General features: G+C 56.7%; 16 protein-coding genes. 4 read left to right on the forward strand and 12 right to left on the reverse strand.

Annotation, left to right across the window (positions count from 1 at the left end; genetic code table 11):
* Positions 1-9 precede the first annotated feature (9 nt).
* The 12 genes from EQV24_RS07620 to EQV24_RS07675 all read right to left on the reverse strand — a co-directional run bounded on the left by EQV24_RS07620 (position 10) and on the right by EQV24_RS07675 (position 18,372).
* Positions 10-630 (reverse strand): YfgM family protein, encoded by a 621-nt coding sequence (locus EQV24_RS07620; RefSeq protein ID WP_013098275.1) that lies wholly within the window; start codon positions 628-630, stop codon positions 10-12.
* 13 nt (positions 631-643) lie between these two features.
* Positions 644-1,918, reverse strand: coding sequence for a histidine--tRNA ligase (hisS, locus tag EQV24_RS07625; RefSeq protein ID WP_013098276.1), 1,275 nt, complete (start codon positions 1,916-1,918; stop codon positions 644-646).
* Positions 1,919-1,999: 81 nt separating this feature from the next.
* Positions 2,000-3,118 (reverse strand): flavodoxin-dependent (E)-4-hydroxy-3-methylbut-2-enyl-diphosphate synthase, encoded by a 1,119-nt coding sequence (ispG, locus tag EQV24_RS07630; RefSeq protein ID WP_130626381.1) that lies wholly within the window; start codon positions 3,116-3,118, stop codon positions 2,000-2,002.
* Positions 3,119-3,144: 26 nt separating this feature from the next.
* Complete coding sequence (gene rodZ / locus EQV24_RS07635) at positions 3,145-4,158, reverse strand: cytoskeleton protein RodZ (protein ID WP_047023259.1); 1,014 nt, start codon at positions 4,156-4,158, stop codon at positions 3,145-3,147.
* A 291-nt stretch (positions 4,159-4,449) separates the two neighbouring features.
* A complete protein-coding gene (locus tag EQV24_RS07640; RefSeq protein ID WP_013098279.1) occupies positions 4,450-5,616 on the reverse strand; it encodes a bifunctional tRNA (adenosine(37)-C2)-methyltransferase TrmG/ribosomal RNA large subunit methyltransferase RlmN in 1,167 nt (388 codons plus the stop codon).
* Positions 5,617-5,785: 169 nt separating this feature from the next.
* The gene (gene ndk, locus EQV24_RS07645) at positions 5,786-6,217 is read right to left on the reverse strand and encodes a nucleoside-diphosphate kinase (RefSeq protein WP_003860625.1); all 432 of its coding nucleotides are present in this window, start codon (positions 6,215-6,217) and stop codon (positions 5,786-5,788) included.
* Positions 6,218-6,341: 124 nt separating this feature from the next.
* The gene (locus tag EQV24_RS07650; RefSeq protein ID WP_100168230.1) at positions 6,342-7,217 is read right to left on the reverse strand and encodes a 4Fe-4S binding protein; all 876 of its coding nucleotides are present in this window, start codon (positions 7,215-7,217) and stop codon (positions 6,342-6,344) included.
* Positions 7,217-8,005: a DmsC/YnfH family molybdoenzyme membrane anchor subunit gene (locus tag EQV24_RS07655; RefSeq protein ID WP_100168229.1), complete on the reverse strand. Its 789-nt coding sequence runs from the start codon at positions 8,003-8,005 to the stop codon at positions 7,217-7,219. Before EQV24_RS07655 ends, EQV24_RS07650 begins: the two co-directional genes overlap by 1 nt.
* Positions 7,998-8,627, reverse strand: a complete 630-nt coding sequence (locus EQV24_RS07660; protein WP_013098282.1) for a DMSO/selenate family reductase complex B subunit — start codon at positions 8,625-8,627, stop codon at positions 7,998-8,000. Before EQV24_RS07660 ends, EQV24_RS07655 begins: the two co-directional genes overlap by 8 nt.
* A complete protein-coding gene (locus EQV24_RS07665; protein ID WP_062935178.1) occupies positions 8,624-11,002 on the reverse strand; it encodes a DMSO/selenate family reductase complex A subunit in 2,379 nt (792 codons plus the stop codon). The genes EQV24_RS07660 and EQV24_RS07665 overlap by 4 nt, the downstream gene beginning before the upstream one ends.
* Positions 11,003-11,090: 88 nt before the next feature.
* Positions 11,091-13,418, reverse strand: a complete 2,328-nt coding sequence (gene pbpC / locus EQV24_RS07670; RefSeq protein ID WP_097534399.1) for a peptidoglycan glycosyltransferase PbpC — start codon at positions 13,416-13,418, stop codon at positions 11,091-11,093.
* Position 13,419: 1 nt separating this feature from the next.
* Positions 13,420-18,372, reverse strand: coding sequence for an alpha-2-macroglobulin (locus EQV24_RS07675; protein ID WP_130626382.1), 4,953 nt, complete (start codon positions 18,370-18,372; stop codon positions 13,420-13,422).
* A 274-nt stretch (positions 18,373-18,646) separates the two neighbouring features.
* Between EQV24_RS07675 and EQV24_RS07680 the strand changes: the two genes are divergently transcribed.
* The 4 genes from EQV24_RS07680 (at position 18,647) to EQV24_RS07695 (ending at position 23,277) form a co-directional block, all read left to right on the forward strand.
* The gene (locus EQV24_RS07680; RefSeq protein ID WP_045293487.1) at positions 18,647-20,191 is read left to right on the forward strand and encodes a PTS transporter subunit EIIC; all 1,545 of its coding nucleotides are present in this window, start codon (positions 18,647-18,649) and stop codon (positions 20,189-20,191) included.
* 12 nt (positions 20,192-20,203) lie between these two features.
* A complete protein-coding gene (locus EQV24_RS07685) occupies positions 20,204-21,571 on the forward strand; it encodes a 6-phospho-alpha-glucosidase (protein ID WP_023620126.1) in 1,368 nt (455 codons plus the stop codon).
* 90 nt (positions 21,572-21,661) lie between these two features.
* Positions 21,662-22,507, forward strand: a complete 846-nt coding sequence (gene sseA, locus EQV24_RS07690; protein WP_038420386.1) for a 3-mercaptopyruvate sulfurtransferase — start codon at positions 21,662-21,664, stop codon at positions 22,505-22,507.
* On the forward strand, positions 22,507-23,277 hold the full coding sequence (locus EQV24_RS07695; RefSeq protein ID WP_013098289.1) for a MurR/RpiR family transcriptional regulator: 771 nt from the start codon (positions 22,507-22,509) through the stop codon (positions 23,275-23,277). Before sseA ends, EQV24_RS07695 begins: the two co-directional genes overlap by 1 nt.
* Positions 23,278-23,285: the final 8 nt, after the last annotated feature.

Genomic DNA, 23,285 nt, shown 5'->3' on the forward strand with positions numbered 1-23,285 from the left:
GGGTCCCTCTCAGACGGACAAATTATTTATTTTCATCTGCATCATTTCGCTCAGCGCAGGGGATGCATTGCTATCTACACCAGCTTGCCACGCTTTACGCGCGCCCGCTTTATCACCTTTGCTCAGCAGTGCTTCACCGCGCAGATCGGCAACGATGGCAGCAAAACCTTCGCCTTTGATGGTATCGAGCGTTTTCAGCGCTTCATCAGCTTTTTTCTGCTGAACCTGGATACGGGCCAGGCGCAGATTGATAACCGCTTTCAGGTTGTCATCGCTGGCGGCTGCAAGCCCCTGCGACAGCTGGGCAGCCGCTTTATCCAGTTCGTTCTTGTCGATGTACTGCTGAGCCACTTCCAGCGCGGCCAGCGCACCGTAGGTGTTTTTGTTGTCAGCGGCAAATTTCTCTGCTGCCGTCAGCGTTTGCGGCTGATCGGCACGAATGGCGCTCACGGTATTTTCATAGGACAGAGACGCGCCGCGCGCGGAATCCGCCTGATGATTGTTCCAGTAGCGCCAGCCAATCAATGCACCTACACCTAAAATAACCCCAACAACCAGCGCTTTGCCGTTTTCAGCAAAGAAGCGTTTGATCGCGTCGACCTGGTCGTGTTCGTTCTCGTAAATTTCCACGCAGTCCTTCTCCTTAGCCCAATAGAGTGCGCAAGTGCGCCGCAACGCCGTCCTGCGTTACCGTTGTCTGCTCACCAGAGCGCAGGTCTTTCACTACCACTTCGCCGTTGGCCACTTCGGACTCACCCAGCACCAGTGCAATACTTGCGCCCCACTTATCGGCACGAGCAAACTGTTTTTTGAAGTTGCCGCCGCCATGGTTGGTCATCAGCTTAACCTCAGGCAGTGCATCGCGCACGCGTTCAGCAAGCTGCATCGCCGCAGACTGCGTTTCCGCGCCTGAGGCCACCAGGTATATATCGACAACGGAATCTGCTTTAAATTCCGGATTAACTGCCTGAACCAGCAAAACAAGTCGCTCAAGGCCCATCGCGAAGCCAACCGCAGGCGCGGCACGGCCGCCAAGCTGCTCAACCAGACCGTCATAACGGCCGCCAGCACACACGGTGCCCTGCGAACCGAGGCTGGTGGTAACCCACTCAAACACGGTACGGTTATAGTAGTCCAGACCGCGCACCAGGCGCTGATTAACGGTATAGGCAATGCCTGCTGCTTCGAGCAGTTTGCAAAGACCAGCAAAGTGTTCGCGAGACTCGTCGTCCAGGTAATCGCCTAATGCAGGCGCATCGTTCAGCAGCGCCTGCACGTCCGGATTTTTGGAATCAAGCACGCGCAGCGGGTTGCTGTACATGCGACGTTTGCAGTCTTCGTCCAGCTTCTCTTTGTGCTCTTCAAGGAACGCCACCAGCGCATCGCGGTAGTTGGCACGCGCTTCCAGAGAGCCGATAGAGTTCAGCTCCAGAGAGACATGCTCAGAGATGCCCAGCGCGCGCCACCAGCGGGCGGTCAGCATGATCAGCTCAGCGTCAATGTCGGGTCCTTGCAGGCCAAACACTTCCACACCCAGCTGGTTGAACTGGCGATAACGACCTTTCTGCGGACGTTCGTGGCGGAACATCGGGCCGATATACCACAGGCGCTGCTCCTGATTGTACAGGAGACCATGTTCGATGCCGGCGCGTACGCAGCCCGCCGTACCTTCAGGACGCAGCGTCAGGCTGTCGCCGTTGCGGTCCTCAAAGGTGTACATCTCTTTTTCAACCACGTCGGTCACTTCGCCGATCGCGCGTTTGAATAACGGGGTCTGCTCTACAATCGGCAAACGGATTTCGCTGTAACCGTAGCTGCCGAGCACCTGTTTCAGTGTGCCTTCAATGCGCTGCCAGATGGCGGTTTCGCCAGGCAGATAATCGTTCATGCCGCGGATGGCTTGAATGTTTTTTGCCACGTTTATTCTCTTTCTATATACAAAAAAGAACCCAAAGAATGGGTTCAATCATACATGGGAAGCACTTCGCTTCCCATCACGTTATTTTTCAACCTGCTGAACGCTGATGCGCTGCGCTTCGTCCATCATCGACGCTTTGGCACGAATGCGCGCTTCAAGCTGATCGATCATATCACTATTATCCAGACGATCTTTACGAACGCCATCTTCATAGAGACCACTTTTCTTGTTACCGCCGGTGACGCCCAGCGTTGACACCAGCGCTTCACCCGGGCCATTCACCACACAACCGATGATGGAGACGTCCATTGGGGTGATGATGTCTTCAAGACGCTGCTCCAGGGCATTCACGGTTCCGATGACGTCAAACTCCTGACGTGAACAGGTTGGACAGGCAATGAAGTTGATCCCACGGGCGCGGATACGCAGTGATTTCAGAATGTCGAAGCCAACTTTGATCTCTTCGACCGGATCGGCCGCCAGCGAAACGCGCAGGGTGTCGCCGATCCCTTCCGAGAGCAGCAGACCCAGGCCGATGGCTGATTTGACAGAGCCACTGCGCAGGCCACCCGCTTCGGTGATGCCAAGGTGCAGGGGCTGATCGATCTCCTTTGCCAGCAGACGATAGGACTCTACCGCCAGGAAGACATCGGAGGCTTTTACGCTGACCTTGAACTGATCGAAGTTAAGACGATCCAGATGATCAACGTGGCGCATCGCGGATTCAAGCAGCGCCTGCGGCGTGGGTTCGCCGTACTTTTCCTGCAGATGTTTTTCCAGAGAACCGGCGTTCACGCCGATACGGATGGGGATGTTCTTATCGCGTGCGCAGTCCACCACCATACGGATACGCTCTTCGTTACCGATGTTGCCTGGGTTAATACGCAGGCAGTCGACGCCGTATTCGGCAACTTTAAGCGCAATGCGGTAGTCGAAGTGGATGTCTGCAACCAGCGGCACACTGACCTGCTGTTTGATCAGTTTGAACGCCTCTGCGGCGTCCATGGTCGGCACGGAGACGCGAACAATGTCCGCGCCTACGCGTTCTAAGGCTTTGATTTGGTTGACCGTCGCTTCCACATCCGTGGTGCGCGTATTGGTCATCGACTGGACGGCGATAGGCGCCCCATCGCCGATTGGCACATTCCCAACGTAAATCCGTTTTGATTTTCTACGTTGAATCGGAGCCTGGTTATGCATGAAAAATCTCCCGCGTAGCCCGTCTGTTACTGTGCTGCTGATTGTTCGGCATTAACGGTAAGACGTGCAACCTGGTTAGTTCTGATAAAGCGGCTCAGATCGACAGGTTTTCCTTGATACTGGATCTGTACCGCTGCCGGTGCGCCGATTTTAAGTTTATACGGTGCCTGACCGGTTAGGTTTAACGTGCCATCTTTACGCTGCAGGCCGCTGAACAGTTTTTTACCTGTTGCGTCAGTGACTTCTAACCAGCAGTCTGCAGTGAAATTCATCACCAGCGCGTTAGGGTCAACCGCGGGCGTTGCGACACCGGCCTGATCGGTCGGCAGGGGGGCAGCGGTGTTCGCCGCCGGTGCGTTCGTTGCGGTATCCACAGGAGCCTGAGAAGGTGCAACCACCGCGTTTTGATCCTGCGCTGGAGCCTGCGTCTGAGGCGCTGGCGTGTTAGCCGTTGCCGCTGGGGTCTGCGCAGCGTCGGTAGCTGGCGTATCGGTCGTCGCGGTTTGTGGTTCGCTGGTCGTTGCCGCGCTGTCGGTGCTCAGTGGAACGCTCTGCGCGTTACCGTTTCCGGCCTGGTTAAGTTCGGCAGAGGATTGATCGGCCATCGTGGTGATCTCTTCCTGCTGCGCCTTGTGGTTTTGCCACCACCATGCGCCGGTCAGGCCGACCACCACAAACAGCACCAGCCAGGTGAAGCTCATCAGCCAGCCATCACGTTTTTTACGACGTTTGCCCAAAGAGAAGCTCTGCATCGGTGCAACTTTGGCTGCACGAACCGGTGCCTGCTTCTCCATCATTGGCAGTAATTCGTCTTCAGGGATGTGCACCAGTTTTGCGTAAGAGCGGATATACCCGCGCAAGAATGTTGAAGCCAGATCGGCAGGTGCCTTATCTTCTTCAATATCGCGAACCGTGGAAACCTTCAGGCACAAGCGTTCTGCAACGGCTTGCTGGCTGAGTCCGAGTTGTTCACGGGCGTTGCGAAGACGAACGCCAGTGGAGAGTGCTTCATGTTGGTCGTGAGTGGCTTCAGTATTCATTCGCTACAACTACTGGTACGTGAAAAATAAGGGTTCAGGTGCCGGTGAGTCACAATGCCACCCGCACCGCGAAACTTCTGGTCAGTTAACCTTGAACAGTCAGTATAAGACTGTCAGCCCGGAGATGACAGTGCGCCCTGCCCGTGAAGCTAAACTGTTGTTACGTCGTTACATACTGCCCGAAAGTCGTATGAAACGCACCGTAATTATTACTCAGTCATCACGAATCTGACTGATTATTCAGTAAGATTATGCTTCACGGCGCAATAATGCGCCGTGATTGCATAATAATCAAACAGCTTTGACCGCAATCGTCTCGCCCTGCATGCGTTTACGCAGGGTACGTTTGGTTCGGTCAATCACATCACCCGCCAGCTGACCGCATGCGGCATCGATATCATCACCACGGGTTTTACGCACGATGGTGGTGAAACCGTACTCCATCAACACCTTCGAGAAACGGTCGATACGGCTGTTCGAGCTGCGGCCATACGGCGCTCCCGGGAACGGGTTCCATGGGATCAGGTTAATTTTGCACGGCGTATCTTTCAGCAGTGCAGCCAGTTCATGCGCATGCTCGGTACCGTCGTTCACGTGGTCGAGCATCACGTACTCGATGGTTACGCGGCCCTGGTTGGCGTTGGATTTTTCCAGGTAGCGACGCACCGCCGCAAGGAAGGTTTCGATATTGTACTTTTTGTTGATCGGCACAATTTCGTCGCGGATTTCATCGTTTGGCGCATGCAGAGAGATGGCCAGCGCCACGTCAATCATGTCACCCAGCTTATCCAGAGCCGGAACCACGCCTGACGTAGAGAGCGTCACGCGACGTTTGGAGAGGCCAAAACCGAAATCGTCCAGCATAATTTCCATTGCCGGAACCACGTTAGTCAGGTTCAGCAGCGGTTCACCCATCCCCATCATCACCACGTTGGTAATTGGGCGGGTTCCGGTCACTTTCGCCGCGCCAACGATTTTCGCGGCACGCCAGACCTGGCCAATGATTTCCGATACACGCAGGTTACGGTTAAAACCTTGCTGCGCGGTTGAGCAGAATTTGCACTCCAGCGCACAGCCAACCTGAGAAGAGACGCACAGCGTGGCGCGATCGTCTTCCGGGATATACACGGTTTCAACACGCTGATCGCCAACGGCAATCGCCCATTTGATGGTGCCATCTGAAGAGCGTTGTTCTTCCACCACTTCCGGTGCGCGGATTTCAGCCACTTCTTTGAGCTTGTTGCGCAGCACTTTGTTGATATCAGTCATGTCATCAAAGTTGTCGCTGCAATAGTGGTACATCCATTTCATGACCTGATCGGCACGAAACGGCTTCTCGCCCAACTCTTTAAAGAACTCGCGCATCTGCTGACGGTTCAGATCCAGCAGGTTAATTTTTCCATTTTTATTTGGAACCGCAGGCGTGGCGACTTCGGAGGTATTCACTAATTCAGACATAATATTTTCCGGCCTCGTTGTTACACGTTATGGCCCATGGAGGGTTGAAAAGAAACGCCCCGGAAAGCGTTCTGCTCGTCCGGGGCGTTGCATTGTACAAAGTCTGGCGCAGGGATGCCACGTTTGCACGTGGCATTTACGAAAATAATGTGTAAACGAAACCGTTAAATTAACGGGTACGTGGACACACTTCGCCTTCAGCGAAGAAGAAAGCGATTTCGCGCGCTGCAGATTCAACAGAGTCAGAACCGTGGGTGCCGTTCTCGGTGAAGCTGTCAGCGTAGTCAGCGCGCAGCGTACCTGCCAGCGCGTTATCCGGGTTGGTTGCACCCAGCAGGTCACGGTGACGCTGTACCGCATTTTCGCCTTCCAGCACGGATACCACGATCGGGCCAGAGGTCATGAACTCAACCAGACCGTCAAAGAATGGGCGACCTTCATGCTCAGCGTAGAAACCGCGAGCCTGCTCAACGGTCAGATGCAGCATTTTGGTGCCAACGATCTTAAACCCTGCTGATTCAAAGCGAGCGAAGATGCTGCCAATAACGTTTTTTGCCACCGCGTTTGGTTTGATGATGGAAAAAGTACGTTCAATAGCCATTGATAACCTCTGTAAAATGTTCTGTTGTTTTTGCATACCTGAGTATGGTGTGGCGCGGATTATAAAGAGCAATAGCGCCATTGCCTATGGTTATACATAACATTTTTTTAAAATGAGACGAAGATTAGCAACAGGACAGATTTCGCATCCCGTAGTGATGGTGGAAACAGAGCGGGCACTGCTTTTCTTCAGGCGTAAATGACCAGAACCGACGGCGGCACGTCTGGCAAATGGCCTCATATGCGGGCATGGTTACCGTTTTCGCTATTCCCTCTGTTTGTGTCACTTTTATCGCCGCATGCTGGCAAACCACTTCACAACCACCGCAACCGGTGCAATATTCGGTTTCCACCCTCAGACTGGCGTTCTCAAAACGAATCGCCTTTTCCTGACAGCTTCGCCAGCACGCCCCGCACAGCACGCACTTTCCGGCGTCGAGAGCGATCTCTGCCTCGCTAAACGCGGGAAAAGCCCTTCGCAACTCACGCAGGCCGGGCATGACGCGACAGGCACGAACATCCTCGCGGGGAACGTGCATTAGCGCACGGCGGGCGAGATTCACCTCGTTGTGCGGGATGAGCTTAAATGCCCACGCCCCTTCACCGCGTCGGCGAAGCGTAAGATTAAGCCGGGCAAGCGCCAGCAACCAGTCAGGATGGTGCTCCACCTCAATACTGATAAAACGAACGCGGTATTGCGCGTGCCACAGTAGCAGCTCATTCACTCCAGGTGCGCGTTCCGCAAACGGCCCGACAAGCGTATCTCCACGCAAAAAGCGTTTTCGCGGTACGATGCCGGTAATGGCTCCGGCTGGGCAGACAAACAGGCAGTCACCGCATTCAATACATCGGCTGTCATCAATCAGAACGCCCGAGTCCGTAAAAGAGAACGCCTGCACAGGGCAAGCGTCCGCACAGGCGTGGCAGGAGGCATGGCGGAAACGGCGACGAACGCAAGCATGCGTCACGTCCATCGCCGGGATAAGCGTTAATCCGGCCATCAGCCAATACTGAAGAAAACGAAGCGCAGCATTAGCTCACCCACAATCAGTAATGCGCTGCCCAGCAGCACCGGGCCTCGCGCGGCCTTCAGACCGCCCGCGGCAAAACACAGCATGCCCGCAACGGAAACGCACCAGCTCAGCAGATGCACCGTGCGCAGTTGCTCCAGCATCCGTAACGGAGCGTGAGGGAATGTCACCTCGGTGTTGTCCATGGCTGTAATGTCTGCCAGCCAGACGGGCTGCGTCACCAGACGCACAAGCACCAGCAGCGTAATAATCACAACCGCCGCGCGCAGGTTAATCCGGGAAGGCGCCCCAACGGCCACGCAGGCTGAGCCAATGATTCCCACCGAGCCGATGAACAGCACCAGCGTGTTGATGTGCTGCCAGGTGACAACCGACGTATGGATATAAATCTGCGCCATGCAGAACACGTCCACCAGCCCGACAAGCCCCGCCACCGCCAGAAGCGGCTTCCAGCCTGGTTTTTTCGCGAACATCAGCAGCGTCGCAAGACCAAGCGCCGCAAGGTAAAGGCTGGCAAATACAATCTCACGGCTCAGCCAGGAGCTGGATACGTGGCGCAGCGCGTTGAGAGCATTGAGCGGGTAGCCCATATGCAGCGTCGAGGCGAGCAGCCCCAGGCAGGCCAGCACGAATGCCCCGGCAGCAGGCAGCAGCGCGTTACGCGGCGAAGCCTGCGCGCCTCCGAGCGCCAGCCAGAGCGTAACGCCTACCGATCCCTGAAGGAACAGGGTAAAAATCAGCAACGGTAACTCATGCATGACGTGTCCCCTCTTTCTCTGCGCCCTGATGTGCTTTGATCACCAGGTTAGGTTTGGTGATGGAGGAATCAGGCAATCCCTTCACGTCACAGACCACACCGTATTTCGCCCGAAGTTCATCAATCGGCCCGAATTTGATCGCTTCAAGGGGACAGGTTGCCACGCAGACAGGCTGTTCGCCTTTCGCCTGCAGATCCACGCAAAAATCGCATTTGGACATCTGCCCGGTCTGCTCGTTGAGCTGCGGCGCGCCATAGGGGCATGACCACGCACAATATCCACAGCCGACGCACTTATCCGTATCGACGCGCACGATGCCGTCACCCGGACGCTTATGCATCGCGGTGGTCGGGCAGTTTTTGGTGCAGACAGGATCCGCACAGTGGTTGCAGGAGACAGAAAGTGTGTAGGCAAAAACGTTATTGCTGACGCCGCCCTGGCCGGTTGGGATGAAATTCCCGCCGTTGATTTCGTACACGCGACGGAAACGACGCCCGGGTTCAAGGTTGTTTTTATCTTTGCACGCCACCTGGCAGGCCTTGCAGCCCGAGCAGCGGGATGAGTCGATATAGAAACCCAGCTGTTTGTCGCTCACCGGCGCGTAGTGTTTAAACTGACTCATGCTTTTGCTACCTCCACCAGCATGGTTTGATGAGAATTCCCTTTCGCAAGTGCGGTAATGCGGGCGGAGCTGAGCACGTTCGCGCAGCCACCTTTATCAATGCCCCGCTCGTCCGGCTGCCACCAGGCGCCAGCCTGCATGGCAACAACGCCAGGAATGATGCGCGGCGTGACTTCGGCCGGGATTTCACAAATGCCCCGTGCATTGTGAATACGCACGGTATCTCCCTGCGCAATACCGCGTTTTTGCGCGTCCTGTGGGTTAATCCATAACTTTTGCTGCTGAACCTCAATCAGCCATGGGTTGGCATACTGAGTGGAGTTGGCGCGGTTTTTCCCTTTCCAGGTAATGAGCTGTAACGGGAACGTCTTCGCCAGTTCATCCTCCGGTCCTTCATGGGCTGGCACGTAATGCGACAGCGCAGGGATTTCCGGGTGATGCATGTCGTAAAGACGCTTCGAGAAGATCTCAATTTTTCCGGATGGCGTCGGGAAGGGATGATTTTGCGGGTCGCGAATATTGTCCTCAAAAGCGACATACGGTGCGCTTTTGAAGAGATGTTGCCGCGTCTTTTGCAACGTCGCGAAGTCAGGCAAGTTTTCCTCTGGCATCGCCAGGCGTGTCTGCTCCCATATGTGTTCAATCCACGCCTTTTCATCCCGCCCCTGGCTGAAGGCCGGTTCGATACCCAGCTTAGCGGCTACTTCGCGCAGCCAGTCATAGTCTGAACGGCGTTCAAATTCGGGTTTGATCAGCTTTTCCGACAGGATCAGATAGCTTGCGGTCCCCCAGGTTTCACCGATATTCCAGCGTTCCATAAAGCTGGTTTCCGGCAGCAGAAGATCGGCATAGCGGGCACTCGGCGTCATGAAGAGATCGCTTGCCACGATGAACTGAATTTTCGACTCGTCTTCCAGTACCCGTGTCGCCTGGTGCAGATCGGGGTTCTGGTTAGCAAGATAGTTACCCGCCAGAGAAAACAGAATGCGGATATTACTGTCGAGCTTTTCAGCATCCTTCAGGCCGACATCCGGTGTGACCTGTGAGGCATCGTCAGCGGCCTGAACCCAGTTCATCACCGATATTTTTGCTTTGACCGGGTTATCCGGCATGTCAGGACCGACCGCAAATTTCCGGTTGGCACAACCACCATATCCTGCAGCCCACCCACCTTTTACGCCAACATTGCCCGTCAGCGTTGCCAGCAGCGTAGAGCCACGCGCGGTGCGTTCGCCGCAGTTGTGGCGCTGTGGACCCCAGCCCTGAATTAACGCGGCAGGTTTTGTTGTGGCATAGTCGCGTGCCAGCTGCCGGATGGTCTGCGCTGGCACATGGGTAATTTGCTCTGCCCATTCGGGAGTTTTCACCACTCCATCTTTCGCACCGGTCAGATAGGCGACAAGAGACTCGTTGGCGGGCACACCTTCAGGCATTGAGGCTTCATCGAAGCCCAGCGTATAGCGCTGAATAAATTCACGATCGTGCAGGTTTTCCGTGACGATAACGTACATCATCGCGTCCATTAGCGCGTTATCGGTCGTCGGTAATAAGGGGATCCATTGATCGGCAAGGGATGAAACGGTATCTGAGTAGCGTGGATCCACCACGATAAAACGCGTGCCGTTTTGCTTCATCCTCTGGAAATAGTGGTTGCTGTGACCAAAAATGGTCTCCGTTGGGTTATGACCCCAGAGGATCACCAGCCGGGTATCCTGCAGTGTATCCAGCGAACTGCCGCTGGCGGCAGTGCCGTAGGTGTAAGGCGTCGCGGCAGCTGTATTGCCCATACTGACCGAATGATAGCTTTCAAGGTATCCGCCGGTTAAGTTGAGCAAACGACGGACCATCTTATCCCCGGAAAAGGTGCCCCCGGAAACCGCCGTACCCACATGAACATAGCGCGAGGCTGCGCCATATTGTTGCGTGATCGTTTTTAACCGTTCGGCAATAAGCGTGGTAGCTTCATCCCACGAAATACGTTCAAATTTACCTTCACCGCGCTTACCCACGCGTTTCATCGGATATTTTAAACGGTCAGGATGGTAAACAAATTTCCGGTAAGCCCGGCCACGAACGCAGGCGCGCATCACCGGCATTTGCGGATCCAGCTCATTATCCGGGCGCGTAGAAATTCGGGTCACCACGCCATCGTTGACGTGGGCCCGAATATCACACTTCCCCCCGCAGTCAAATGTGCTGCAGGTCTGAATAATGTTTTCCGCAGGCTCGTCTTGTGCAGCGGTGCCTTCACTCGCTTCTGCTTTGCCTACGCGGGCGACAAACGGCAGGGCAGCAAGCGCCGACCCGGCCTGGATAAACTGACGTCGGGATACAGCGGGTAAAAGGCCGTCTCCCTGGCTTTTTATTTTTGTCATTGCTCATTCCTTCAAATAAAAACGCATTCTCGTTTTTTCGCAGGAACGAACATTGATTATTATCAAGCTAATTAATAGGGAGTAGGGGTTAGCGGCTTAATTCAAAATTAAGCGTAGCCAATTTCCCGGCCTCATCCATTGCAACTAATTGATATTTACCGGGCAAAGATAACTGCATTGAAAAATTCCGATTTTTATGTTCAAGAGGCTCGCCATTTAAAAACCACCATCGCTGCCCTTCTCCCCCGCTGGTCGTGGCGGAAATTGTCACTTTTTCCTCACCCGGAAGACGCTTAATGACCGCCCCCTCTCTGACACCCGAAATCATTAGCGGTGCCGCATTGTTATCATCCAGCGGTGGACAAACCGTTGAGGGTGCGGGAAGACGTGCCGCTCTTTTTTCCGCTGCCGGTAGCCACGGCTCCAGGGGCAGCGGCCAGACGTCCAGCACTTTCTCTGTGGCATCCGGGCAATCTGCCGCAACGCTTTTGCCAGTTTTATCCAGCCAGATCGGGAAACGGATCCCGCGGATGCCCTCCTGCTCCGGCAGCAACAGCGTCGGCGGCTCACTTCCTTCCAGCAGCCAGGTCGACAGGCGTCGACGGCAGTTTTCACTGCCCTCCGGCAACGATTGCCCGCCAGGCCAGCAGATCACGCCTCGCCCGACGCTTTCCGGGCGCGGATCGCGTGGCAGGCGCGCTTCGTCTATCGTTGAGCGCGACTGAAGCAGGTTATTCACCTGATTTAACAGCGGCACGGCACTGGCAAAACCAAACTGTCCCGCCACGGGCGTGCCGTCCGGCCTTCCTGTCCAGATGCCAATCACGTAACGCGCATTCAGGCCAATGGCCCAGGCATCGCGATAGCCGTAGCTGGTGCCCGTTTTCCATGCCAGCGGCGCAACCTGCGGCAGTGCGTTATCCGGTAACGGTTGGGCTTCATTCGCCAGAATACGGCGAATAATCCAGGCCGAGCCGGGTGACAACAGCGGACGTTCAACCAGCGCATCACCTGGCTGTAAGCGCAGCCTTCCCGCTTTACCGTGGCGGGCAAAAGCGCTGTAGGCAGCAGTAATATCTGCCAGCCGCGCTCCCGCCCCGCCCAGGATCAACGACAGATTTGGCTGCGCCCCCGCAGGCAAAATAAGCGGCAACCCTGCGTTGCTGAGCATGCCGGCAAAACGCTTAGGCCCGTACGCCTCCAGCACCTGCACGGCAGGCAGATTAAGGGAGCGCACCAGCGCTTCGCTCATGCTCACCGGCCCATGGAATCCGCTGTCAAAGTTACCGGGACGATAATCACCGGTTTTCCTGGGGACATCCTGAAGCAGCGAAGCGGGATGGATCAATCCATCATCGAGCGCCATACCGTAGATAAAAGGTTTCAGTACCGATCCTGGGGATCGGATCGCATTCACCATATCCACATGGCTGAAGCGGGTGTCATCGTTAATATCCACCGAACCGACCCAGCCGCGCACTTTCATATTGGTATGATCCACGACGATCATCGCCAGTGAACTGCGCGCCGGCAGGCGGGATTTCCAGTTCATTGCCAGCTCTTCCAGCTGCCGTTGTAAGGCGGCATCCAGAGTGGTGACAATTTTGGTATCACGGCTTTTTCCCAGCATCATGCGTGCGAAGAGCGGCGCCAGCTGGGGCATCTGCCGGGGAGCCAGCCATACCGGCTCTTCACGGGATTCGTTAACCTGTCGGGCTGACCAGACGCCCTGCGTTACCATCCGGTCGAGCACTTTGTTGCGCGCCGCTTCCGCCCGCGCTGGCCAGCGGTCCGGGCGTAAACGGCTGGGGGCCTGAGGTAGCACCGCCAGCAGGGCCGCTTCGGAATAGCTGAGCTGTGATGGCGGTTTACCCAGATAGGTCCAGCTTGCGGCACCTATTCCCTGGAGCGTCCCGCCAAACGGGGCGCGGTTAAGGTAGAGGGTGAGGATCTCGCGCTTGGAGAGATGCCATTCAAGCTGCATCGCCCGCCAGAGTTGACGAATTTTACCGCCAAAGGTGCGCGGATGCGGATCCAGCAGACGCGCAACCTGCATGGTCAGTGTACTGCCGCCGGAGACAACCTTACCGGACGTCAGATCCTGCCAGGCAGCGCGCAGCACAGAGAAAGGATTCACGCCTGGATGCTCCCAGAACCAGCGATCTTCATACTGGATCAGGGCCTCAAGATAGCGAGGAGAGACCTCTTCAATCGTGACCGGATAACGCCAGATCCCTTCGCTGTCGGCAAAACGCCAGAGCGGCGTGCCCTTCTCATCCACCACCACCCGGGCGGGGTTAACCTCTTTCAGCGGCAACGGCCAGAGGCGGTCGGCGGCAACGATCAGCCCCCATAAAATGAGAAGCGCCCCCGCCAGCCACAGCCAGCGGGAGCGTATCAGACGTGCAACTGACATATTACGGTACAACAATCAGCGGGCCACTGGCCGCACCCGTTGCCCGCCACTGCGGAACATACATGGACTCCACCAGCGGCACCGGTACCTGGTACGTTCCCGGCGTCACGGCGCGCGCCAGATAAACCAGCGTAACCGGCTGCCCTTCGTTTACCGGCACTGCGGCCACAAAGCGGTCGTCGCGGAACTCCATATGCTGAATATCCGCCTGCTGCATCTGGCTAAGCAGGTTCTGCACTTCGCTGCCGCTGTCCTGCAGGCTGGCGCTGCTGCTCGCCAGGTTCTGGTTCTCCAGCTCCAGACCCGCCGGGAGGAGATCCACCACCAGCGCATCCGGCACGTCCTGGCTGGCCTTCACTTTCAGCCATACCAGCACCAGCTCACCGCTCTTCAGCGAAGAGAGCGATTTCGAACTGCCGTCGGTTGCCAGAATATGGCGTTCAATCTGCAGAACATTCGAGGATGGCTGAGGGGCTGAGTCCGGGTAACCGGTGCTATCCAGACGCACCCACAGCGGTGTCGTGCCGGTGTTGGTCATCTGCAGCGCACCAAGCTGATCGCCATTCATATTCTGCACCAGCGCCTTGTCACCGCTCAATGCGGTACCCGAGAGTGAGGTTTCCGCCTGCCATGCTCCGGACAGAGTTTGTAGCGAACGTCCGGCCAGGAACAGCGCGTTACTCTCCTGCGTAGACAGCCAGCGCTGGCTGAAGGCCTGTTCAGACAGGGCATTCAGCAGCGTATTTTGCGCATCCGGCAGCAGCTTGTACTCCTCCAGAAGGGAGAGCATCAGCGCGTTATCACGAAGCGCGCTACCGTAATCCGCCATCCAGTTTCTGCTGTCGTTGCGCGGTGTTTTGAGGGCCAGATCCAGCGCCTGCTGGCTGCGCGGGGCATCCCCCATCAGTTTGAGTGCCATACCGAGCTGCATCAGCGGCAGACCGGAAGCCGCCTGCCCGTGACGATCCCAGATTTCACGCAACGCACCCAGCGGGGCTTTTTGCTGGCGCGCCAGTACCAGTGCGGCATAGGCCTGCACGGCAAATTTGCTGGCCTGAGTATTGTCGCTGTAGCGGATGGACATCATGCCCGGATCCTGCAGGTAGCGGAGCAGTCGGCTATTGGCATTATTGACCGCATCCGTCGGCACGCTGTAGCCCTGCTCACCGGCACGCACCAGGAAGTCAGTGACATAGGCAGTCAGCCAGTACTCTTCCGGACCGTTTTTATCCCAGAGCGCAAAACCACCGTCATCACGCTGCATCTGCAGAAGGCGGGAGATGCCAATATCAATGGCAGCACGACGTTTGTCGTCCGTGTCGCCTTTAATGCCAAGCGCCTTCAGCTGTGACGCGTTGGTATAGAGCGACGGGAACAGGCCACTGGTGGTTTGTTCAAGACAGCCATAAGGATATGCCTGCAGCTCACGGATATAGCGCGCCAGATTAAGCGGCGGTTTGCCGCTAAGCAGCAGTTGTCCCTGCAATGTAGCGGGAGAGAAGCCGTTGATATGCTGCCCTGGCGCAGTCCAGGACTCACCCGGGTTCAGCATGGCCCCGGTATTCACCGTCTGCGACGGGAACGCAGGACGGACGCCGATTTTCCAGCTCTTCTGCTGCGGAGCGAAGGTCTCGCCAGGCAGCTGAAGTCCTGTTACCTGCGCCGTCAATTCGCCGTCACCGTAACCTTCCAGTGCACGCACCGGAATAAACAGCGTGCTGCGCGCATCCGGTGGCAGTTTGACAGGCTGCGGCTGTGCCCCTTCCAGCGACAGCTTGCCGGTCGTGGTTAAGGCCACATTTAGCGTTTGCGGCTGATCGGTCAGGTTAGTGAGATCCAGTGTCAACCGTGAGGTATCGCCGCTTGCCAGGAAGCGCGGCGTATTAAGCTCGGTAATGACCGGCGCGGCCACAATCACTTTGCTTTCGCTGCTGCCGAAATCCTCTTCCGTCCAGGCCTGCGCCATCAGACGCAGCTCACCGTTGAAGTCTCCAATTGGCAGGGTGATGGACCCTTCACCATTCGCATCAAGCGTCACAGGCTGTGCCTGCTGGGCGATAATGGTGACATGGTTCACCGGCGGCTTACCGCCGCGTTTAAGCTCATCGCCGTCACCACCAAAACGCAGCGCGGCCATACGTCCCTGGCCTTCAATCACCTGGCCGTAGATATCGTAGATATCCGCACCATAGCGCTTCTGACCAAAGAAGGCCTGCCACGGATCCGGCGTGACGTAATCGGTAATGTTCAGCACGCCGCTGTCCACCGCGGAGACCAGCACGTTCACTTTCTGTGGTACCGGGCCCTCTTTAACGCTGGCTTTTACTTTCACGGAAAGCGTCTGGTTAGGGCGCATTTTCTGCGGGTTATCCAGCGCGATATTCAGACGGCGATTTTCATCCCCCATCGGCAGATGCAGCAGGCCAACCGCCCGCTTCGGCGTGGCGGATTTGGATTTATCGCCAGGGCGAACCACCAGCGTGCTGAGATAGAGGTCGTGGCGTTTCCAGGCTTTGTCTACCGGAATAGAGAGATCCAGTCCGTTGGCCGGGACGTCGATCTCTTTCCACCACAGTGGCCCTTCGCTGGATTCGATCATCGCATAGCCTTTACCTGCGGCAGGTGCGGCGATATGCAACTGGATGGTGTCACCCGGCTGGTAAGAAGGCTTATCCAGTTTCAGGGTCACGCGGTCGGGGCGCGCGGCTCCCGTGCCGTCACTGTTATCCTGCCAGCTGTACCCGGCCCAGAAACGTACGCTGCTGACCATGTCATCAGGCGCTTTCACTTCCAGACGATAGGAGCCCCACTCTACCGGGAACGTCACTTTGCCCGTTTCATCGGCCTTGAGGGTCAGCTCCTGCTCGCCTTCAATGAGATCTTTTTGATCAAACTGGGACTGCCAGCCATCGCTTTCTGACCAGTTCCAGTAATAGTCGCGGCGTTCGCGGATCAGGCGCACCTGTAACCCGGAAACAGCCTTTTTCGCCCCACTGGCATCGGCATAGACAATGTCGAAACTGGCGTTGCCGTTTTCATCGACGATAGGCTGGTTAACGGTGGTATCGGTGCGGTAATCATACACCGCCTTGCTGGCGAACTGAGGACGAATACCCGGTAATTCGGCTGCTGGCCAGATAGCCTGTTCAGCACGACGCGTCACCGGACGACCGCCTGATTCCAGCAGGCTGGCCTGCAGGATCAGCTGAAGCGGAGAGTGCACCTCTTTCCACTGGCTTTCTGTAGAGACCTGCCCACGCCCCTGTTCATCAAGCGTAAGCTGCACTTCATCCAGGCTGCGACTCAGGTTGTCTTCGGCGATACCGCCAAACTGGAAGCCAGGCAGCGCCGGAACCGCTTCACGCAGTGGACGCAAAAAGAGCTGCCCCTGCAGGGCATTACCGTTGGCCGGTGCGCCGTACAGGTAATATCCCACCACGTTAAAGTCGACGTTATCCTGCGGTGAAACCGGCGTTTTTTGTCCGCTCAGATTCAGCGCCATACGCTCTGGCATAAAATCTTCGACATGGAAGTCCCACAGACGCTGCTGGTTATCGCCCGTATTGGCGCGGATATGCCACATGCCGGTTTGCGCCCCGCTGTCCAGCGGATAGTTAAAGCGATAGAGACCATTCTCCGGCTGGACGACGACGGTACGCGCTACCTGCCCGTCCGGGCGAAGCACATCCAGCTTCACCGGCTGCGCGGGTAGCGGTTTACCGTCGCTGTCGCGCAGTAAGCCGTTCAGGATCACCGTTTCGCCTGGGCGATAGAGGTCACGCGGGCCAAACATAAAGAATTGCTTGCTGTAACCCGGGCTACCGGCAATGTCGAACTCCGCCAGATCGAGCGCCGGCAGCTTGAGGTCAAGCAGCGTAGTCTGGCCATCTTTACTGGCAAGGAGCAGCGCGGCTTCTTTGTCAGTTTCGAGCTTTGCATGGCCGTCGGCATCGCTGTTCGCCTCAGCCAGGGTCTGCCCTTTATCGTTTAACAGCGTGACGGTTACACCGGATTGCGCCGCACCGTTTTCCAGGCTCTGGGTGAAGATATCGAGACGGTTATGATAACGGTGAGCGGACAGCCCAATATCGCTTAAGGTGAAGAGCGTGGCGGCATTGCTGTAGTTGTAGTGCCCTGCCTGATTCATCACTGCAATATAGACGCCCGACTGCTGGAGCGGCTTGATATCTTTCAGCGGCAGCAGCAGTTTTTCACGCGTGTTGCGTGCCGGGTTAAGATCGAAACGACCGGTATAAACCAACTCGGCCATCTTCAGCAGATTGTCAGATTCCCAGTTGGTCAGCGAGTTACGGTATTCCCACTGGCTGACGAATGAAGCCAGCGATTCCGGTTTCACGCGATAGAAGTTCACGTCCACGTTATTGACGTTGAGCGCCATGACAGGCAAGCCTTCCACGACTTTCCCCGGCAGCAGTGACCCGCGGCTGGCGAAGCCGACCGTCGGCTCGACATCCCGGGTGGTCAGGGCTTTTTCGTAGTCGATGCCAAAAGTCGCTTTGTTTAACGCCTGCAGATCGCGTTCCACGGTGACGACCAGATTGCGGTTAGGCTCCAGATGGCGCAGACGAAGCTCTTTCAGGTGCGGCGCCAGTTCCCACGCCCCGTCAACCTTGCCGCTTTTCTTATCCACGACATGCACGGTTTTCGAGAAATCCTGATCCGGATTCAGTGGAACAGAGAATGTCAGCACCAGCGTGGCGGCGCCGTCCAGCTGCACTTCAGAGGCATCAAGCAGAGTGAGCGCTTTGCCCTGACTTTGTGCCGCCAGTTTTGCCAGCTTGTCAGCGTCTGGCTTTTCCGCCGCTTTTGGTGTGGTTGCTGTAGATGCCGCGGGAGCCGCAGCCTGAGGTTTATCGTCGCTGTTATCACAGCCGACAAGCGTAAACGTGGTGAGCAGCGCAAGAGAGAGCGCGGCTAAGCGAAACGGTTTCATCCTTTGTCCCTGGCCCATGGAGCCTGTTGGTCGTCTTCCGGATAAGTATTATCCGCAAGTTTCGTTAATACAAAAAGTCCATTTTTAGGATCTGGAAGGCGGCTCGCATCGTCAACGTGGTGATGTTACGCCGATCACAACGTCAAACGTCACATGTTACCTTTCACGTCATTTGTTTTTAAAACAAGAAGATAGCTGGATAAGCTCGCCGGGAGCCTGCTAGTTTTAAGCTCAAGACGCACCCCGAGTGCGCGGTTCAATAAGAGAGAAAGCCATGAAACGAGCCGTGAACGCCCTACAAAATTTCGGAAAATCATTGTACGGACCGGTACTTATTTTACCGATCGTCGGTCTGTTTATCGCCTTTGGCAATGTGCTGGGCAATGGCAACCTGGCCGAGTATCTGCCGTTTCTCGGCCATCCGCTGATCCAGAATATCGGCCAGCTGATCGCCAAATCTGCCGTGTCGGTGCTGGTTAACCTGGCCCTGGTGTTTGCCGTCGGCATCCCGATTGGTCTGGCAACACGGGACAAAGGCTACGCGGCGCTGATTGGACTGGTAACGTTTGTGGTGTTTATCAACGCCATGAACGTCACGCTACAGCTTCAGGGCGAACTGGCACCCGCAGCACAGATGAAAGCCGCCGGGCAGACTATGGTGCTGGGCGTTCAGGTGCTGGAGATGGGCGTGTTCGCAGGGATCCTGACCGGCGCGCTTTCCGGATACCTGTACAACAAATACTCCGGCGTACAGTTTAACGGCGCGATGGCGATTTACTCTGGTCACTGTTTTGTCGCCATTGTGATGCTGCCCGTTTCCATGCTGCTCGGCGTAGTGATGAGCGAGCTGTGGCCGTTTGCCCAGCACGGCATTAGCGCAATGGCGCTTGCCATCAAAGGTTCTGGTCCGTTCGGCGTGGCGATCTACGGCTTCCTTGAGCGCATTCTGGTGCCCACCGGTCTGCATCATCTGGTCTATACCCCGTTCCTGTATACCGAACTGGGCGGCACGCAAGAGGTGTGCGGTACGGTTTATCAGGGCGCGCGCAACATTTACTTCGCGGAAATGGCCTGCCCGGAGGTGAAACAGCTCAGCAGCACGGTGGTATGGGATGCGCGCGGCATCAGCAAGATGTTTGGCCTGCCGGCGGCGGCGCTGGCGATGTACATGACCGCAAAGCCGGAGCGTAAAGCGGCAGCAAAAGCGATTCTGATCCCGGCGGCGCTCACTTCACTGCTGGTCGGTGTCACCGAGCCCATCGAGTTCTCCTTCCTGTTTGTCGCCCCGCTGCTGTTCGTGGTGCACGCGGTGCTGACGGGTATCGGGATGATGCTGTTCTCCCTGCTGGGTGTTCACGCCATCGGCGCTAACGGGATTATCGATTTTATTCTCTACAACCTGCCGCTCGGTACGGAGAAGTCCAACTGGCCGATGTACATCGTGGTCGGGCTGATCATGTTCGCCCTCTACTTCGTGGTGTTCCGCTTCCTGATCCTGCGTTTCAACATGAAAACGCCAGGCCGTGAAGATGAGGACCAGGAGACGCGCCTTTACAGCAAACAGGAGTACCAGGCGAAGGGCAATAACGACGGGCTGGGTGAATCCATCGTCGTCGGTCTGGGCGGCCGGGAAAATATTGAAGTGGTGGATAACTGCTACACCCGCTTACGTGTGACGGTAAAGGATGTCGCCATCATTGATGAGCCGCGCCTGAAAGCGACCGGCGCAAAAGGGATTATCAAACAAGGTAACAACGTTCAGGTGGTCTACGGGCTGCATGTCAAAAAAATGCGAGAAGCCGTTGAGACGTTTCTCTGAAAGGAGCTAAAGATGTTTACACCCCCATTCATTCTGTCGATTGCTGGCGGCGGTAGCACCTACACGCCAGGTATTGTGAAAAGCCTGATGGTGCGTCTGCAGGACTTCCCGCTGGCCGAAATCCGCCTTTACGACATCGACGAGGCGCGTCAGAACACGATTGCCCCGGTGGTGGAAAAAGTGATCCGCGACCACAGCCAGAGCATCAAATTTACCGTCACCAATGACCCGGAAGTGGCCTTCAGCGGCGCACACTTCGTCTTCGCCCAGATGCGCGTTGGCCAGTATAAAATGCGCGAGCAGGATGAGAAGATCCCGCTGCGACACGGCGTGGTTGGTCAGGAGACCTGCGGCCCCGGCGGGCTGGCTTACGGGCTGCGTACGATCCTCCCAATGGTCGAGCTTATCGATCTGGTGGATCGCTACGCGCATGAAAAAGCATGGATCGTAAACTACTCCAACCCGGCGGCAATCGTCGCAGAGGGGGTGCGTCGTCTGCGGCCAAACGCCCGCGTGCTGAATATTTGCGATATGCCGGTTGCTGCAATGCGTAACATGGGAGCCATTCTGGGGGTTGATCGCCGCAAGCTGGAGGTGGACTACTTTGGGCTGAATCACTTCGGCTGGTTTACCCGTGTGTTGGTGGACGGCGAGGACAAGCTGCCGGAGCTGCGTAAACATATCGCGAAGTTTGGTCTGCTGACGGAAGATGCCGCCAAAACCGACCCGCAGCACTCCGATCCGTCGTGGGTGAAAACCTGGCGCAACATCAAGCCGATCATGGATAACTTCCCGGAGTATCTGCCGAACCCGTATCTGCAGTACTACCTGATGCCGAACCAGATTGTCGAGCATCAGAACCCGGACTACACCCGCGCTAACGAAGTGATGAACGGGCGTGAGAAAAAGCTGTTTGCCGCAGCCGAAGAATATAAGCGTACCGGGATCCTGCCGGATGCCTTCCACGTTGGCGTTCACGGCGAGTTTATCGTCGATGTCGCCTGCTCGCTGGCCTTCAACCTGCGGAGCCGTCATCTGGTGATGGTGGAAAACCGCGGGGCAATTACTAATCTGCCGTACGATGCGGTCGTCGAGGTTCCCGCTTATATCACATCCGAGGGGCCAGAGCCTGTCCGCGTGGGCCAGGTGCCGCTGTTCCATCAGACGCTGCTGCAACAGCAGCTCGCCTCTGAACAGTTGCTGGTGGAAGCAACCATTGAAGGGAGCTATGAGAAAGCGCTGCAGGCATTTACCCTGAATCGCACCGTGCCGACCATGGAGCACGCGAAAGCGATTCTGGATGAGATGATCGAGGCTAACCGCGAGTACTGGCCTGCGCTGCAAAAAGCCTGGCAGAACGGCGAAGCGGTGAAAAAATAGGGGCTTGCTCGCGAGTTGAACGTGGTTTGCTTGTCGGTGTCAGAAAAAACACCGACAATCCTTTTTTACGGAAAAGAATGGAGGCAACCCATGTCCACCTCATATTTTGTCGCCGCCGACTGGCTGATTGAGCACGGCGACGATCCTGAAGTGCAGATTATTGACGCGCGTATGGCTCCTCCGGGCCAGGAGCATCGTGACGTTCCCGGTGAATACCGCGCAGGGCACCTGCCGGGCGCGGTATTTTTTGATATCGAAGCCCTCTCCGATCACACCTCCTCTCTGCCGCACATGCTGCCGCGCCCGGAAGCCTTCTCCGTAGCGATGCGCGAGCTGGGCATCAGCAAAGACAAACACCTCGTTGTTTATGATGAAGGTAACCTCTTCTCTGCCCCGCGCGCGTGGTGGATGCTGAAAAACTTCGGCGTCGAGAAAGTCTCGATTCTGGCGGGGGGTCTGGCTGGCTGGAAGCGCGACGAATTGCCGCTGCAGCAGGGAGATGTGACGCTGCCGGAGGGGGATTTTGACGCGACGTTTGACGCAAATGTGGTGAAACGCCTGACCGACGTGCTGGTCGTCAGCCATGAAAACACTGCTCAAATCGTCGATGCGCGTCCTGCCGCACGTTTTAACGCTGAAGCGGACGAACCTCGCCCTGGCCTGAAACGCGGACACATTCCGGGGGCGTTGAACGTGCCGTGGGGCGATCTGGTGTTTGAGGGCGAGCTGAAAACCACCGATGAGCTACGCGCGATTTTTGATCGTCAGGGCGTGGATTTACACCGTCCGATTATTGCCAGCTGCGGTTCCGGCGTAACGGCCTGCGTGGTGATCCTGGCGCTCGCCACGCTCGGCGTAAACGACGTCACGCTGTACGATGGCGCCTGGAGTGAGTGGGGTGCGCGGGACGACCTGCCGGTTGAACCCGCGAAATAATGGATAACCGCCTGGCCACGCTGTTAACGCGCGGGGAATCGCTGACCCGCGCGGAATATCGCGTACTCGCACATCTCACGGAGCATCCACTGCTGGTGGGCAACATCACGGTGCGGGAACTGGCGCAGGCGACATTTGTCTCTACCGCGACGATTATGCGGCTGTGTCAGAAGCTGGGGTTCAGCGGGTTTAGCGAGTTTATCTGGCACTGCAAACAGCTCCTCACCGACACGCCGCATATTACGACGCAAGGAAACGCCCTTCCGCAATTGCCCGCGCTGTTCAGCCAGTTTATTGCCAACTATCAGCAGACATTCCAGTGGGTGACCGATGAGAAGCGTCTGCAGTTTGCCGACCTGCTGCGTCACAAAGAGAGCTTCTTTCTCTACGGTGCCGGGTTTTCCTATCTGTTTGCCGAATACCTGACCAAAAAACTGCAGGTGCTGGGGAAAACGGCGTTTATCTCCGGGCCGGGTGACAGCCGGAACATTTTCCTCAGCAACGCCGCCCGTTATCAGGTATTTATTGCCGTCTCGCGCAGCGGCGAAACAGAGCAGGTGCTGGATAAAGCGCGGATCGCCAAAAACGTCGGGATGACGATTGTCGCGTTTACCCGCGCCTCGGCCAATACGCTGGCGGGCATGGCGGACGTGCACTTCGCTCTCTATGACGAGGCGGTGCATTACGCCGCGGAAGCCGCAGGGGTGACGTCGTTTGAGTCGAATCTGGTACTGCTGATGGATTTACTGCTGCTGGAAGCAACGGGGTGACAGTCACC

The organism is Enterobacter sp. A8 (assembly GCF_004296595.1).
Classification (GTDB): Bacteria; Pseudomonadota; Gammaproteobacteria; order Enterobacterales; family Enterobacteriaceae; genus Enterobacter; species Enterobacter cloacae.

Coding starts and splice junctions, on each gene's coding strand:
- EQV24_RS07685 (WP_023620126.1), top strand. CDS start 20,204: ATGTTTACACCCCCATTCATTCTGTCGATTGCTGGCGGCGGTAGCACC.
- EQV24_RS07650 (WP_100168230.1), bottom strand. CDS start 7,217: ATGGCCGGATTAACGCTTATCCCGGCGATGGACGTGACGCATGCTTGC.
- EQV24_RS07655 (WP_100168229.1), bottom strand. CDS start 8,005: ATGCATGAGTTACCGTTGCTGATTTTTACCCTGTTCCTTCAGGGATCG.
- sseA (WP_038420386.1), top strand. CDS start 21,662: ATGTCCACCTCATATTTTGTCGCCGCCGACTGGCTGATTGAGCACGGC.
- pbpC (WP_097534399.1), bottom strand. CDS start 13,418: ATGTCAGTTGCACGTCTGATACGCTCCCGCTGGCTGTGGCTGGCGGGG.
- EQV24_RS07675 (WP_130626382.1), bottom strand. CDS start 18,372: ATGAAACCGTTTCGCTTAGCCGCGCTCTCTCTTGCGCTGCTCACCACG.
- ispG (WP_130626381.1), bottom strand. CDS start 3,118: ATGCATAACCAGGCTCCGATTCAACGTAGAAAATCAAAACGGATTTAC.
- EQV24_RS07680 (WP_045293487.1), top strand. CDS start 18,647: ATGAAACGAGCCGTGAACGCCCTACAAAATTTCGGAAAATCATTGTAC.
- EQV24_RS07665 (WP_062935178.1), bottom strand. CDS start 11,002: ATGACAAAAATAAAAAGCCAGGGAGACGGCCTTTTACCCGCTGTATCC.
- rodZ (WP_047023259.1), bottom strand. CDS start 4,158: ATGAATACTGAAGCCACTCACGACCAACATGAAGCACTCTCCACTGGC.
- EQV24_RS07695 (WP_013098289.1), top strand. CDS start 22,507: ATGGATAACCGCCTGGCCACGCTGTTAACGCGCGGGGAATCGCTGACC.
- EQV24_RS07640 (WP_013098279.1), bottom strand. CDS start 5,616: ATGTCTGAATTAGTGAATACCTCCGAAGTCGCCACGCCTGCGGTTCCA.
- ndk (WP_003860625.1), bottom strand. CDS start 6,217: ATGGCTATTGAACGTACTTTTTCCATCATCAAACCAAACGCGGTGGCA.
- EQV24_RS07660 (WP_013098282.1), bottom strand. CDS start 8,627: ATGAGTCAGTTTAAACACTACGCGCCGGTGAGCGACAAACAGCTGGGT.